The sequence below is a fragment of the Prevotella veroralis genome (assembly GCF_018127765.1).
In the GTDB taxonomy this organism is placed as follows: domain Bacteria; phylum Bacteroidota; class Bacteroidia; order Bacteroidales; family Bacteroidaceae; genus Prevotella; species Prevotella veroralis.
In genome coordinates this window covers 95,753-112,936 of sequence record NZ_CP072331.1, presented here as the reverse complement: position 1 = coordinate 112,936, position 17,184 = coordinate 95,753, and the positions used below count along the sequence as shown (strand labels likewise).

Here is a 17,184-nt window from a genome sequence, read left to right as displayed (position 1 = left end):
TCTTATTTGCTTATGATAAAGAAAACGCTTTGTTTCAGTAACCCTATCTATCTGAGTCTCCGTAATGAGCAGTTAGTATTGCATCTACCAGAAGTAGAAGTTAACGGAAATTTGCCCGAAGTTATGAAGAAGAAAGCTGAGCGCACCATCCCGATAGAAGATATCGGGGTGGTGATACTTGATAATCGGCGTATAACAGTTACCTCTGGTGTACTTGATGCTCTCTTGGAGAATAATTGTGCTGTAATAACATGTGATTCAAAAAGTATGCCTGTTGGATTACTACTTCCTTTATGTGGTCATAAAACTCAAAATGAACGATTCCGTTCCCAACTTGACTCTTCACTTCCATTGCGTAAACAGTTATGGCAACAGACTGTGAAGCAGAAGATCCTTAATCAAGAATGTGTCTTACGAACTAATACTAACAAGGAAACGAATTGTATGTGTGTATGGGCAAATGATGTGCGTAGTGGTGATCCTGACAATCTTGAAGCAAGAGCTGCCGCTTATTACTGGCGTAATCTTTTTCTTGACTTTCCTGATTTTGTACGTGATAGAGAGGGGACTCCACCCAACAACCTCTTGAATTACGGGTATGCCATTCTACGGGCTGTTATTGCAAGGTCTTTAGTTGGGAGTGGATTATTACCGACTCTGGGTATACACCATCATAATCGTTACAATGCCTATTGTCTTGCTGATGATATTATGGAGCCTTACCGTCCTTATGTTGATCAACTGGTTATTGATATTCTTCATCGATTTGACAATGTCTCTTCTCTTTCAAAAGAGTTAAAGATGGAGTTATTGAGTATCCCAATGATAGATGTTGTCGTGAATGGTAAACGTAGCCCATTGATGATAGCAGCTCAGCAAACTACAGCTTCGCTTGCTAAATGCTTTTCTGGGGAGACTCGTCGTATTAGTTATCCAGAGATGTAACATTTATTTATTATGGTCAGCTTTTACCGCTTTAGTGAATATCGAATTATGTGGATTCTCGTATTCTTCGATTTACCAACAGAAACAAAGAAAGAAAAGAAAGCATATATTGACTTCCGTAAATCATTGATGAAAGATGGTTTTACAATGTTTCAATTCTCCATTTATGTCCGTCATTGTGCAAGTGTGGAGAATGCAGAGGTGCATATAAAGCGTGTGAAAGCTTGCCTCCCTAAACACGGAAAAGTCGGAATATTGTGTATTACTGATAAGCAATTTGCTAATATCCAACTTTTCTATGGTGAGAAGCCTAAACCACCCAATGCTCCAGGACAACAGCTAGAACTATTCTAATACAGAATTTATAGAAAACGAACGAGGGTGTGTCAAAATAGCCACACACTCTTTTTTATGCACAAAGCCCCGACTTTCTCAAGCCAGGGCTTTGCTATTTCCTAAAGTTTTTGTACCTTTAGGCATACAAAAAAATCTCATTATGACAAAGGTACACTTTCGTTCTTACATACACAAGAAAATGATTCTTTTTCCTCAAAGAATCGATAAGGATATCGCAGAAGATGATCCTGTTCGTCTTTTAGACGCCTTGGTGGATAATCTTATGTTGGATAATGTCTACAAGCTTTATAAGCCCAGTGGTCGCAAGCCTTATCATCCACAAATGATGCTCAAGGTGATTCTTTACGCCTATATGAATAATATCTATTCCTGCCGTCGTATAGAGTCGCTTCTCAAGCGTGACATTCATTTCATCTATCTGGCAGGATATGAGCAGCCTGATTTTATTACCATCAATCGTTTTCGTAATCGTGTGAAAAAGGAAATCAACAATATCTTCACACAAGTGGTATTAGTACTTGCAGCCAAAGGTTTGATAAGTCTTGACGTTGAATATATTGACGGCACAAAAATAGAATCGAAAGCCAACAAGTATACCTTCGTTTGGAAGAGAACCGTGGAAAAGAACCGCGCCAAGTTGCAGGAACAAATACGCACACTCTTGCTCCAGATTGATGATGTCATAGCGCAGGACAATGCTGCTAAAACAGAAGGTGTCGAGTTTACTGCAGCTCTGCTCGATGAGATATCCGAGGAATTGAACAAGTCTTTGGAATCAGCCCCTGAGCCTAAGACAAAAGAAGAGAAGCAGGCTGTTAGAACCAAGAAAAAACAGCTTAAAGAGCTTGAGAAGAAACGTAATAAACTCCAGGAGTATGACCAACACCTTGAGATTATGGGAGAGAGAAACTCCTACAGCAAGACCGACCCTGATGCCACGTTTATGCACATGAAGGAGGATGCTATGCAGAACGGACAGACTAAGCCTGGATATAATCTGCAGATAGCAACTGAGAACCAGTTTATCACCAACTTTGCACTCTATGCTAACCGTACAGACACGCTCGCACTTCCTTCTTTCTTGGAGTCTTTCAAATTACGCTATCATCGTTATGCCAAGACAGTCGTAGCCGATTCAGAGTATGGCTCCGAGGAGAACTATCTGTTCATGGACGTACATAATATGGAAGCCTATGTGAAGTATAATTACTTCCATAAAGAGCAGCGTCCACGCTACACACCTAACCCATTCAGTCCTGCAAGCCTTTATTATAATAAGGAACAGGATTTCTACGTCTGCCCTATGGGACAGCATATGAAGCGTATAGGCATGAAGCGTTCCCTAACCTCTAATGGATTCGTTACTTACAGTGTACGTTATCAGGCAGAACGCTGTGATGGTTGTCCGTTGAGAGGCTCATGTTTTAAGGCAAGAGGGAACAGAATTATAGAAGTAAACCACCAACTACAGTACTATAAACAAAAGGCACGGGAACTACTGACCTCGGAAGAAGGCATCAAGCATCGAGGACGAAGGTGCATAGAACCTGAAGCTGTTTTTGGACAAACAAAATACAATAAAGCCTACAAGAGGTTTAGGCATTTTGGAAAAGACAAGGTCAATATGGATTTTGCCTTCTTTGCTATTGCCTTTAACATAGGAAAAATGTGCAAAAAAAATAATCTCAAGGAGCTAAAAGCTATTATGGAGGTACTTTTAGTCACCTTCAGATGCTCTATAGAAGTTTATATAAGCTATTGGAAGCCCAACAAATCATTTTATATGAAATTAGCGGCATAGCTGCAGTAAATAACGAATTATGCGGTAGATGAAGTAAAGAGGAGTAGAAAAGAGGATGTGTCCATTTTGACACACCCTCTTTGTTTTGTGGTATTACTTTTATTTTCTTCTAACAACTAACGATCTTATTGATATTCAGAAACTTATGAATAGTCTGTTGTTGTTGCTACCACAAAGGTACATATTTTCAAGCAAATCACAACGACAAATAGCGTGGTTCATTATAAGAAACGGTTGTTGTTGCTACCACAAAGGTACATATTTTCAAGCAAATCACAACTGATGTCCATTCTGGTATTAGAGACTTTCCGTTGTTGTTGCTACCACAAAGGTACATATTTTCAAGCAAATCACAACTGGTCTGAAGTATAAGAAAAATCTACTTAAGTTGTTGTTGCTACCACAAAGGTACATATTTTCAAGCAAATCACAACCTGCTTTTGAGGCACTCATTAGTCATCAAAGTTGTTGTTGCTACCACAAAGGTACATATTTTCAAGCAAATCACAACGATTGGTTAGTGTGTACGGTAATTATACCGTTGTTGTTGCTACCACAAAGGTACATATTTTCAAGCAAATCACAACGAAACAAGCAAGGAAGTAGATTGCGACAAGGTTGTTGTTGCTACCACAAAGGTACATATTTTCAAGCAAATCACAACCATAGTTCACGTTATGAGCCTATCGCATAGTTGTTGTTGCTACCACAAAGGTACATATTTTCAAGCAAATCACAACGCTCGACCCACTAAATAGTAATCGTGTGTGTTGTTGTTGCTACCACAAAGGTACATATTTTCAAGCAAATCACAACCATTTTGAACGGGTTAATACTATCTCCATAGTTGTTGTTGCTACCACAAAGGTACATATTTTCAAGCAAATCACAACCAGTTATTCAAATTAAAAATTAAATACTTAGTTGTTGTTGCTACCACAAAGGTACATATTTTCAAGCAAATCACAACTTCGTGGAGAATACACCGGGAAAGAATTAGGTTGTTGTTGCTACCACAAAGGTACATATTTTCAAGCAAATCACAACGTGTCGCGTTGCCTACTGCACTTCAGTTCGGTTGTTGTTGCTACCACAAAGGTACATATTTTCAAGCAAATCACAACGGATTCCACCTCGATAGGCTAATTACCGAGTTGTTGTTGCTACCACAAAGGTACATATTTTCAAGCAAATCACAACTCACCTTTCGGCAATGTAGTACAGCATGCAGTTGTTGTTGCTACCACAAAGGTACATATTTTCAAGCAAATCACAACCGGTCAACGACTTGCCATTTTAATGTTAAGTTGTTGTTGCTACCACAAAGGTACATATTTTCAAGCAAATCACAACAATGTATTATAATCATCCTTGACAGATTCGGTTGTTGTTGCTACCACAAAGGTACATATTTTCAAGCAAATCACAACACACAGGAGACGCTAAAGGAAGTTGACCAGTTGTTGTTGCTACCACAAAGGTACATATTTTCAAGCAAATCACAACCTTGGTAAGGAAGGCTGGGATTTGTCTCCTGTTGTTGTTGCTACCACAAAGGTACATATTTTCAAGCAAATCACAACCAAAGGATGGTAGTGTAGATGTCGTGGCTAGTTGTTGTTGCTACCACAAAGGTACATATTTTCAAGCAAATCACAACAAGTTTATGGTCAACATCATTCACAATTTTGTTGTTGTTGCTACCACAAAGGTACATATTTTCAAGCAAATCACAACTCAATCGCTTAAAAACTCGCTTCTCACGTGTTGTTGTTGCTACCACAAAGGTACATATTTTCAAGCAAATCACAACCTAATGTATTGTATTGTGTACGCTTAAATGTTGTTGTTGCTACCACAAAGGTACATATTTTCAAGCAAATCACAACAAGATGCAATATGATAAGTTAAAGCAAGAGTTGTTGTTGCTACCACAAGGTACATATTTTCAAGCAAATCACAACCTAATTTTGCCACGCCGAACTCAAATGTTGTTGTTGTTGCTACCACAAAGGTACATATTTTCAAGCAAATCACAACAATGCAGGTGTTAATGCTGCTGGTGTTGCTGTTGTTGTTGCTACCACAAAGGTACATATTTTCAAGCAAATCACAACTACTAAAGGTGATCATTATGATCAACAGAGGTTGTTGTTGCTACCACAAAGGTACATATTTTCAAGCAAATCACAACGCAAAACCTCGTAAAGCTACTAAGCGTGAGTTGTTGTTGCTACCACAAAGGTACATATTTTCAAGCAAATCACAACAAATCTTCTGACCCGTCCTTTCTGTCTAAAGTTGTTGTTGCTACCACAAAGGTACATATTTTCAAGCAAATCACAACAGCCTTTTTGCTATTCCATTTTGCACTATCGTTGTTGTTGCTACCACAAAGGTACATATTTTCAAGCAAATCACAACCCTATTCACCAAACAAAAGTACTGGTGCAGTTGTTGTTGCTACCACAAAGGTACATATTTTCAAGCAAATCACAACGATCTCTTACGATAAAGGTTTTGTTGACGAGTTGTTGTTGCTACCACAAAGGTACATATTTTCAAGCAAATCACAACTAAAAGTAAAACCAATTATTATAATTTTATGTTGTTGTTGCTACCACAAAGGTACATATTTTCAAGCAAATCACAACCTAATTTTGCCACGCCAAATTCAAATGTTGGTTGTTGTTGCTACCACAAAGGTACATATTTTCAAGCAAATCACAACCTAATATATTGTATTGCGTACGCTTAAATGGTTGTTGTTGCTACCACAAAGGTACATATTTTCAAGCAAATCACAACCTGCATCTGCGGATTTTCGTTTCACAAGCAGTTGTTGTTGCTACCACAAAGGTACATATTTTCAAGCAAATCACAACTTCAGGAAGAAAGAGAAAATAAGTAAAACAGTTGTTGTTGCTACCACAAAGGTACATATTTTCAAGCAAATCACAACGAGGCGCAAACTCATAAAGCAGAAGAAGATGTTGTTGTTGCTACCACAAAGGTACATATTTTCAAGCAAATCACAACCTGCTTCTGCGGACTTTCGGTTCACAAGCAAGTTGTTGTTGCTACCACAAAGGTACATATTTTCAAGCAAATCACAACAGTACCTTTCTCCAAACGATACGGCAAAAAGTTGTTGTTGCTACCACAAAGGTACATATTTTCAAGCAAATCACAACCTAACTTTGCATCGCCAAATTCAAATGTTGGTTGTTGTTGCTACCACAAAGGTACATATTTTCAAGCAAATCACAACCGATGTGTGCTTACCCTCCTTTGTCAATCCGTTGTTGTTGCTACCACAAAGGTACATATTTTCAAGCAAATCACAACTGAATCAAGGACAAGTACTTGATGACAAGCGTTGTTGTTGCTACCACAAAGGTACATATTTTCAAGCAAATCACAACCCGCTGGGAGGTTGCCGAGTATATGCGGAGTTGTTGTTGCTACCACAAAGGTACATATTTTCAAGCAAATCACAACAATCTTTCAATATCTCTTTTTAATCTCCTTGTTGTTGTTGCTACCACAAAGGTACATATTTTCAAGCAAATCACAACCCCTGATAAAGCTACCGGTGCTGACGGTAAGTTGTTGTTGCTACCACAAAGGTACATATTTTCAAGCAAATCACAACAATCAAGGTAATGTGTTCAATGATGATAACGTTGTTGTTGCTACCACAAAGGTACATATTTTCAAGCAAATCACAACTCAGAACTCGTAGCCGTGTACGGTAATTATGTTGTTGTTGCTACCACAAAGGTACATATTTTCAAGCAAATCACAACCTGTACTGGACTTAAGCGAATGTCAAAAGGGTTGTTGTTGCTACCACAAAGGTACATATTTTCAAGCAAATCACAACATATTATATTAATTACAAGCTTAATTCGCTGTTGTTGTTGCTACCACAAAGGTACATATTTTCAAGCAAATCACAACTGCCTCTGAGCATCGTTCTGTAACCGCTGGTTGTTGTTGCTACCACAAAGGTACATATTTTCAAGCAAATCACAACGATTTGTCTGTTGTTAATGCTGAAAAGACTGTTGTTGTTGCTACCACAAAGGTACATATTTTCAAGCAAATCACAACTGGATTAAAGTATAAAAAGAATCTACTCAAGTTGTTGTTGCTACCACAAAGGTACATATTTTCAAGCAAATCACAACCTGCTTCTGCGGATTTTCGTTTCACGGCTAGTTGTTGTTGCTACCACAAAGGTACATATTTTCAAGCAAATCACAACGACTTCCGAAATCTCAAAATGACAAACTAGTTGTTGTTGCTACCACAAAGGTACATATTTTCAAGCAAATCACAACCATGCTCTGACATTTTTCCCGCATTCGAGGTTGTTGTTGCTACCACAAAGGTACATATTTTCAAGCAAATCACAACACGGTGATAGGGGAAGTATATATCTTCGTGTTGTTGTTGCTACCACAAAGGTACATATTTTCAAGCAAATCACAACTGGTCTGAAGTATAAAAAGAACTTACTCAAGTTGTTGTTGCTACCACAAAGGTACATATTTTCAAGCAAATCACAACTATGACTTTTATGACTGGACAAATTCCGTTGTTGTTGTTGCTACCACAAAGGTACATATTTTCAAGCAAATCACAACGTATCTTAGCCCAAATGATACCGCAAAGAGTTGTTGTTGCTACCACAAAGGTACATATTTTCAAGCAAATCACAACTGAATCAGGGACAAGTACTTGATGATAAACGTTGTTGTTGCTACCACAAAGGTACATATTTTCAAGCAAATCACAACCTAATTTTGCTACTCCTAACTCAAATGTTAGTTGTTGTTGCTACCACAAAGGTACATATTTTCAAGCAAATCACAACTGGATTAAAGTATAAAAAGAATCTACTCAAGTTGTTGTTGCTACCACAAAGGTACATATTTTCAAGCAAATCACAACCTGCTTCTGCGGATTTTCGTTTCACGGCTAGTTGTTGTTGCTACCACAAAGGTACATATTTTCAAGCAAATCACAACGACTTCCGAAATCTCAAAATGACAAACTAGTTGTTGTTGCTACCACAAAGGTACATATTTTCAAGCAAATCACAACCATGCTCTGACATTTTTCCCGCATTCGAGGTTGTTGTTGCTACCACAAAGGTACATATTTTCAAGCAAATCACAACACGGTGATAGGGGAAGTATATATCTTCGTGTTGTTGTTGCTACCACAAAGGTACATATTTTCAAGCAAATCACAACTGGTCTGAAGTATAAAAAGAACTTACTCAAGTTGTTGTTGCTACCACAAAGGTACATATTTTCAAGCAAATCACAACTATGACTTTTATGACTGGACAAATTCCGTTGTTGTTGTTGCTACCACAAAGGTACATATTTTCAAGCAAATCACAACGTATCTTAGCCCAAATGATACCGCAAAGAGTTGTTGTTGCTACCACAAAGGTACATATTTTCAAGCAAATCACAACTGAATCAGGGACAAGTACTTGATGATAAACGTTGTTGTTGCTACCACAAAGGTACATATTTTCAAGCAAATCACAACCTAATTTTGCTACTCCTAACTCAAATGTTAGTTGTTGTTGCTACCACAAAGGTACATATTTTCAAGCAAATCACAACTGAATCAGGGACAAGTACTTGATGATAAACGTTGTTGTTGCTACCACAAAGGTACATATTTTCAAGCAAATCACAACCTAATTTTGCTACTCCTAACTCAAATGTTAGTTGTTGTTGCTACCACAAAGGTACATATTTTCAAGCAAATCACAACAATCGTTTAAAGGTGTTGTTTTCCCGTGCGGTTGTTGTTGCTACCACAAAGGTACATATTTTCAAGCAAATCACAACATTGTCTGTCGCATCTATTGCGGTAGTCTCGTTGTTGTTGCTACCACAAAGGTACATATTTTCAAGCAAATCACAACCTGCTGGTTGAATGCACGGCGGGATGCGTTGTTGTTGTTGCTACCACAAAGGTACATATTTTCAAGCAAATCACAACTTATAATCAGAAACAAATTGTTCATTCATAGTTGTTGTTGCTACCACAAAGGTACATATTTTCAAGCAAATCACAACTATTATTAGGAATAAAGAAAAAGTAGATAAGTTGTTGTTGCTACCACAAAGGTACATATTTTCAAGCAAATCACAACGAAATGCTGTTATGCCCTCGCCTACATTCGTTGTTGTTGCTACCACAAAGGTACATATTTTCAAGCAAATCACAACGTCGTATAGCTCATATAGCACTCTGGCGGGTTGTTGTTGCTACCACAAAGGTACATATTTTCAAGCAAATCACAACTGCCAGTAGATACAATTAGCACGCGACTAGTTGTTGTTGCTACCACAAAGGTACATATTTTCAAGCAAATCACAACTGCCAGTAGATACAATTAGTACACGACTACGTTGTTGTTGCTACCACAAAGGTACATATTTTCAAGCAAATCACAACTACATTCCAAGCTGATAAGTTTGGCTATTTGTTGTTGTTGCTACCACAAAGGTACATATTTTCAAGCAAATCACAACTTTTAGTCACCGTGTACGGTAACTATACCGTTGTTGTTGCTACCACAAAGGTACATATTTTCAAGCAAATCACAACGAAGGATTGGCTTACTTCTATAAAGCCTACGTTGTTGTTGCTACCACAAAGGTACATATTTTCAAGCAAATCACAACACATCCTCATCATAGGTATCGAATGACATAGTTGTTGTTGCTACCACAAAGGTACATATTTTCAAGCAAATCACAACGCACCATTTGGCAACGTGGTTCAACACGCAGTTGTTGTTGCTACCACAAAGGTACATATTTTCAAGCAAATCACAACAAAGGATTGGTTAACTTCTATCAAGCCTAGTTGTTGTTGCTACCACAAAGGTACATATTTTCAAGCAAATCACAACAAGTAGATGATGTGATAGATGATAACTTCAGTTGTTGTTGCTACCACAAAGGTACATATTTTCAAGCAAATCACAACCGTCGATTAAATGTAACCCCGTTAATGGTGTTGTTGTTGCTACCACAAAGGTACATATTTTCAAGCAAATCACAACTGATGTACATTCTGGTATTAAGGATTTTCCGTTGTTGTTGCTACCACAAAGGTACATATTTTCAAGCAAATCACAACACAGCAGATGTGCTTTATGAAGAACTTATGGTTGTTGTTGCTACCACAAAGGTACATATTTTCAAGCAAATCACAACCGATATACAGCAGAATATCCGTCAAAGTGAGTTGTTGTTGCTACCACAAAGGTACATATTTTCAAGCAAATCACAACATCGGCATGTGTGCTATATATCCTAACTCGTTGTTGTTGCTACCACAAAGGTACATATTTTCAAGCAAATCACAACTCAAAATTAGTAGCCGTGTACGGAAATTATGTTGTTGTTGCTACCACAAAGGTACATATTTTCAAGCAAATCACAACCCTGATTTCGGACTTCAGACCGCAAGCAAGTTGTTGTTGCTACCACAAAGGTACATATTTTCAAGCAAATCACAACTGTCTAAAGGTGTTGATTTGTCAAAATTTAGTTGTTGTTGCTACCACAAAGGTACATATTTTCAAGCAAATCACAACTGATGTTCATTCTGGTATTAAGGATTTTCCGTTGTTGTTGCTACCACAAAGGTACATATTTTCAAGCAAATCACAACTTCTCGAATAGTGACCGTGTACGGTAACTAGTTGTTGTTGCTACCACAAAGGTACATATTTTCAAGCAAATCACAACATATACGTTTAATCGTATTTATGAGCAATCGTTGTTGTTGCTACCACAAAGGTACATATTTTCAAGCAAATCACAACAATAACTCTTGAGCCTTTGCATCCTCTTCTGTTGTTGTTGCTACCACAAAGGTACATATTTTCAAGCAAATCACAACTATACCACGTGTGGTTGGGAATGCTGACGGGTTGTTGTTGCTACCACAAAGGTACATATTTTCAAGCAAATCACAACAACAATCAGATATATAATTACAGCACGAAAGTTGTTGTTGCTACCACAAAGGTACATATTTTCAAGCAAATCACAACTGGGTTGAAGTATAAAAAGAATCTCCTTAAGTTGTTGTTGCTACCACAAAGGTACATATTTTCAAGCAAATCACAACAGAACTGAATATACCTGCACGTTCCACCTGGTTGTTGTTGCTACCACAAAGGTACATATTTTCAAGCAAATCACAACGCACCCTTTGGCAACGTGGTACAGCACGCAGTTGTTGTTGCTACCACAAAGGTACATATTTTCAAGCAAATCACAACCTAAGATTAAGACGGCTATGCAAAAAGACCGTTGTTGTTGCTACCACAAAGGTACATATTTTCAAGCAAATCACAACTGCTACTCCAGCCATTCCACCCATAACATCGTTGTTGTTGCTACCACAAAGGTACATATTTTCAAGCAAATCACAACACGAGGAAGTAGATAACAATTCTACTACTAGTTGTTGTTGCTACCACAAAGGTACATATTTTCAAGCAAATCACAACGCCCCATTCGGCAACGTGGTACAGCATGCTGTTGTTGTTGCTACCACAAAGGTACATATTTTCAAGCAAATCACAACCGGACAACGACTTGCCATTATAATGTTAATGTTGTTGTTGCTACCACAAAGGTACATATTTTCAAGCAAATCACAACCTGCTTTTGAGTCGTTAATTAGTCACCAAAGTTGTTGTTGCTACCACAAAGGTACATATTTTCAAGCAAATCACAACACGTCCTCATCATAAGTATCAAATGACATAGTTGTTGTTGCTACCACAAAGGTACATATTTTCAAGCAAATCACAACGCCATCATTCGTAAACCCAGACAATAACGAGTTGTTGTTGCTACCACAAAGGTACATATTTTCAAGCAAATCACAACTGCTAATTTCGCGTCGCCAAATTCAAATGTGTTGTTGTTGCTACCACAAAGGTACATATTTTCAAGCAAATCACAACGGAATGTAGGACGGTAGGACGCTAAAAACCGTTGTTGTTGCTACCACAAAGGTACATATTTTCAAGCAAATCACAACTGTTGTGAATACGGTAAGAATACTAAACGGTTGTTGTTGCTACCACAAAGGTACATATTTTCAAGCAAATCACAACCAAATGCTATAGTATTTATATCATCTTTATGTTGTTGTTGCTACCACAAAGGTACATATTTTCAAGCAAATCACAACTACTCCTGCTGCTCAACGTCAAAGATATGAGTTGTTGTTGCTACCACAAAGGTACATATTTTCAAGCAAATCACAACAATTTATTATGTGATATGAAAAAATTTGATGTTGTTGTTGCTACCACAAAGGTACATATTTTCAAGCAAATCACAACCATTACTTAGGTTATGGTATTAATGCTGATGTTGTTGTTGCTACCACAAAGGTACATATTTTCAAGCAAATCACAACCATTCAGATACTCTTGAGAACTCTCGTGAAGTTGTTGTTGCTACCACAAAGGTACATATTTTCAAGCAAATCACAACAAATAGGAAAATTTATCAACTTTAAAACCGTTGTTGTTGCTACCACAAAGGTACATATTTTCAAGCAAATCACAACTCAATAGCCTGCCATGCTTCACCGTCCGTGTTGTTGTTGCTACCACAAAGGTACATATTTTCAAGCAAATCACAACTAGAACTCACCACGAATCATATTACCCATTTTCACGCTCTTAATTCTCTCTATATCTTCATGCGTATAACCAGTTCCATCGGTTGAAGTACGAACGTAAGATAACTCTGGTCTACGAGAGGGGTCGACTAAATCAAGTCCTATTCCATGCTTTGGATAAATAGCTGGGAAAAGTGCAGGGTTGAAATCCTCTTCCCATGACGGCAACGGCTGCTGCTCTGTCTTTACTGAAGCCAATTTCTTCCTATCCTTTCTATTCCAAATATTTTGCGCCCATGCAGACATTTTTTTAAGGATCTCCAGAGCAAATTCGGGGTCGGCTTCTTTACTACCAGGCTTTAGTTCGTCCATACAACCACGCAACTCTAGATAAGCGTTTAAGCCAGGAATCTTTGCCACTGGGCGCGGTTCGTCAAACTCCTCGTCATATACACGTCCAAGGATAACTTCCACATACGTGCGCACCGACATATTTCTCTTTGCAGCCTCTTTTCCGTTCTCTATAGCTAGCAAACGTTGACGCAAATATTCCAATCGTGCCTGCTCGTCTCTTTCCGAAAGTCGTTCGTTGTTAGATTGTGTTTTAAAAGCTACGAAACGTGCAACAAAACGTGGGTACGTCGTATTGATAATATTACTTCCTAAATCTGTCCTAGGCATATCTTTCGTAACGATGAAGGGATAATTTTCCTGCATATTGTCGTTAAACTTTGCTTTAGTCTCAGGAATCCAAAGCGACAAAGCCTGTACCAATGTATCATTTCTATAAGGCATAATAAATAGCCCGTCATGCCGATAGCACAGCTTTTAGTTTAATCAAGGGGCAAAGTCAGAAACTTATTGTTGTTGTTACCACAAAGGTACATATTTTCTTTGAATTTCGCAAGTGTTGTTATAGATAGAGTGGTGTGTCATCGCCCTATTAACACACAAATAGCTTTGTTGATAGCAAAGGCTTTGGACATTGCTGCCGACCCCTTGCTTCGGTTACAAGCAAGGTATGAAATTATCATGTCTAAGCGTAACCACTCTTATATGGAACGCATGGATAAGATTAGGAAGATTGTGGCAGTGCTCTGATAAGGGCTAAGGATTTGGTGGCGAAAAGACTAAGTAAGGCAATGCTAGTTTGAAAGTTGCTGTCACTACGGTCATATTTTTAATGGATACAATATGCTGTTTATAAGGGAGTTGTCGTAAATGTTAAAAGTGACAGCAACTGTAACAAAAACTAAATTACAGTATTAGAGAGGGATAGAGAGTGTGTGTTTATGACTTCCAGAAACCTCGAAATCCAACAAATCGACCATGCTATGGAATGTAAATATACAAGTATACGTGAGTTCGGTTTAAGAAAATTCTTCTAAAAGAAAGTCTGTTCAGTCAAGGTATTCAACTTGTTCATTGTCTTAAAGCAAAGAAGAAGCTTATGCCTATGTGGATAAGATTATGCTAAGGAAAAGAATATCATCGAGTGCATTAATGAACTGCTAAAGAAAAAAGCGAACCTCGTACATTCACGACATCGATCGGTACATAACTTTATCATGAACTTATGTTCAGCCCTTACGGCATATTGCTTTTTTGAGAATAAGCCAGAGGCACTACCTGTATATGTAGAAAAATCACGACAGGTAGAACTATTTTCATACTAAACTGACAGGTTCGCCCAGTTTTTCTCACCTGTTTGCGAATCGTTTTCCACCTGTTCCAGCATTCTTTCTCACCTATTCCCCATTCCTTTCTAACGTGTTGCGCATCATTTACACACGCATATAATGTTAGTCTCATCGTGATGAGACACAAGTTTCATCGTGAAGAGACACTGGTTTCATCACGATGAGACACTGGTTTCATCATGATGAGACTAATAAAAGATACGGATAAGAAAGACACAAGAAGCATGAAAAAGGAATGAGGAACTGGTGAGAAAGAATGCGGAAACCTATTAGACAAAGAGTGCGAACGGGGATAATATTATTCTAACACAAGAGGTAATATATGGCTTCCATTCTATTAAAAAAAGTACTATGTTGGGGAGCTGGGGGGCATCCTTTGCCTTTTAGCATTTGTTTTTAATATTGAGGAACTTGGCAATTTTGAGCCTTATAAGCAAGTATGCTACACATGTGCGTTTAATGTAAAAGTAACTTTTCATTATTTTCTAATCACGACTTTGGAGTGATTAGAAACATATAACTAAATTATGATTTTTATCTTGTGTTGATTATTACGGAACTCAGTGGGAGAGCAACCCTTTTTTCTTCTAAAAATACGGTTAAAGTTACTCAAGTTGTTATATCCACATTTAAAACTTATCTCAGATATGGTGTCTGTTGTATCTATCAGCATACGCGTGGCATATCCTAAGCGAATATCTATGATATAATCACTTAATCTACGCCCAGTATGCAACTTAAAAAAGCGACAGAATGCACCCTCACTCATATTTGCTAAGTCAGCTAATGTCTTTAAACGGAGTTCATATTTATAGTTCTCAAGGATGTACTTCTTTACACGTAGAATACGCTTACTATCGTCCTCAACATTTACCCGTGCATAGCTTGTTGTGGCAAGTGTTCGTGCACCAGTAGTCAAGGAAAGGGTATGCAAAATATTAATAAATTCCATCAACGCAGTGAATCGGTCGTTGATTTGACTAAGTTCGCTCAACCTTTCATACACTTTCATGATTGCAGAAACAGGGAAAGCCAGTCCCATTCTCGCTTCTTTCATCATGCGTCTGATACTTTCAAACGGGGTCTTCCCAAAGAATTGGTCGTAAGCATTTGTCCCTTCTCCGAAATTAAACTGAATGGTTATCTCCCGAATATCTGTGCTTTTACATTCATGTTGTAGCCATGCATGTTCAAGTGTAGGATTAGTGATGAGCACTAAGTCATAGTCACTAATCACTTCATTACTGTCTCCAACTATTCTTTCCACCCCAGCGGCATTCTCTACGAAGTTTAGTTCGAAAGCCTCATGATTATGCACAGGATAAGAAAAGCTCCCTTTACGCCTATCTGCAATATAAAGGGCATCCGTCTCCATCAAAGGTGTAATTTCGTGTAACACACATGTATCCATAAGAATTATTTTTTTAGATAACGACTCGGTGTAATACTTTATTGCACGTACCACACTGTGGAAGAAAGAAGAGATTTATGCCTTGTTGATTAGTGCTTCTCGCTCTATTATCTCTAAACACATTCTTGTATTATGATATGGACATTTCCAAAAGCCTGCCTTATCGTCTATTATGTTTGGATGTGTGTTCTCGTCACAGCCCCAAAACCATTCTCCTTGTTTATGGTCGACGATATACCGCTTAGTATAGTCCCAGCATCTTTGTGCGATACAGAGAGATTCTGTATTACCAAAATATTGATAAAGGTCGACATGCCCAATGATACACTCGCACATCACCCACCATTGACGTTGGTTGTCAACTTTTGCTGTGTCGGTCCATCGTTCATATATCATAGAACCATCATCTTGTAGACCTTCATCAGCAGCTATCGCAATACGTTTTATAGCAGTCTCCACTTTTGTCAGCAACTGTCTTTCACCTAACTCCAATGCAGCCTCATGCAAAAGCCATACAGCTTCAATATCATGACCAAAGCTTTGTATGTTACGCTTGCCTTCCCACTCATCATTAAAGAAGAGGTCTAAATGGTTTGTCTTGGGGTTATACAACCGTTGTAAGAATATACTAATTAGATTCTTAATGCGTTCAGCCAGTTCTGGGGATTTCCACACACGATAGAGATTTGTGTAAGGTTCAAGAATATGCAAATGTGTGTTCATTGTTCGTGAACCATTCTCATCTTTATCACTCAGTCGCATGTCAGCAATAGGCTGCCAGTTACGTGTTAAAGCTTCAACATACCCATTGTTTATAGAGTCAAAAGCATGTTGCTCAATGTCATTATACAGTTGTTTTGCATACATCAAGCATTCTTCATCACCCGTTGCACGTGCAAATTCGCTTAATCCGTAGATAGCAAATCCAATAGCATAAGTCTGTTTCTTGCTATCAAGTATATTCCCTTTCGCATCTAAGCTCCAGAATACACCTCCCTCTTGCTTGTCGATGAAATGAGAAATAAAATAGTCCTTCGCCCTTATTGCACCTTCAAGATACTCTGGCTTATGTAGTACTCTATATGCGGCAGCAAAAGCCCAAAGGATACGAGCATTTAGTACGGCTCCTTTTTCGGCTGTAGGTATGGGATTACCATTCCCATCTATTCTACCCAGAAAACCGCCATTATGTTCATCAACCATCTTATTCAACCAGAAAGGGAGAATATTCTCTGTAAGTTCGCTTTGTAACTCTTTCTTCAGTTTATACATAA

Annotated in this window: 6 protein-coding genes, 1 pseudogene and 1 CRISPR repeat array; of the genes and pseudogenes, 5 read left to right on the top strand and 2 right to left on the bottom strand. The window is 38.1% G+C overall.

The window, feature by feature from the left end:
- The first annotated feature begins 12 nt into the window (after positions 1-12).
- From cas1 to J5A55_RS12365, 5 genes and pseudogenes are all read left to right on the top strand, one after another.
- Complete coding sequence (gene cas1 / locus J5A55_RS08650; RefSeq protein ID WP_004383237.1) at positions 13-945, top strand: type II CRISPR-associated endonuclease Cas1; 933 nt, start codon at positions 13-15, stop codon at positions 943-945.
- Positions 946-957: 12 nt separating this feature from the next.
- Positions 958-1,299, top strand: coding sequence for a CRISPR-associated endonuclease Cas2 (gene cas2, locus J5A55_RS08645; protein WP_024985837.1), 342 nt, complete (start codon positions 958-960; stop codon positions 1,297-1,299).
- A 142-nt stretch (positions 1,300-1,441) separates the two neighbouring features.
- On the top strand, positions 1,442-3,103 hold the full coding sequence (locus J5A55_RS08640) for an IS1182 family transposase (RefSeq protein WP_211802951.1): 1,662 nt from the start codon (positions 1,442-1,444) through the stop codon (positions 3,101-3,103).
- A 156-nt stretch (positions 3,104-3,259) separates the two neighbouring features.
- Positions 3,260-12,821: a CRISPR direct-repeat array (repeat unit 47 nt; unit sequence GTTGTTGTTGCTACCACAAAGGTACATATTTTCAAGCAAATCACAAC).
- Between the two features lie 872 nt (positions 12,822-13,693).
- Positions 13,694-13,900 carry a helix-turn-helix domain-containing protein gene (locus J5A55_RS08635; protein WP_234396101.1) on the top strand — a complete coding sequence of 69 codons (207 nt, stop codon included), beginning with the start codon at positions 13,694-13,696 and terminating at the stop codon, positions 13,898-13,900.
- Between the two features lie 283 nt (positions 13,901-14,183).
- Positions 14,184-14,475: pseudogene (locus J5A55_RS12365) on the top strand (transposase); the annotation flags it as partial.
- 544 nt (positions 14,476-15,019) lie between these two features.
- On the opposite strand, the gene J5A55_RS08630 reads toward J5A55_RS12365, so the two are convergent.
- Both J5A55_RS08630 and J5A55_RS08625 read right to left on the bottom strand, forming a co-directional pair.
- Positions 15,020-15,910: a helix-turn-helix domain-containing protein gene (locus J5A55_RS08630; RefSeq protein ID WP_039851618.1), complete on the bottom strand. Its 891-nt coding sequence runs from the start codon at positions 15,908-15,910 to the stop codon at positions 15,020-15,022.
- Between the two features lie 75 nt (positions 15,911-15,985).
- Positions 15,986-17,182, bottom strand: coding sequence for an AGE family epimerase/isomerase (locus J5A55_RS08625; protein ID WP_039851638.1), 1,197 nt, complete (start codon positions 17,180-17,182; stop codon positions 15,986-15,988).
- Positions 17,183-17,184 lie beyond the last annotated feature (2 nt).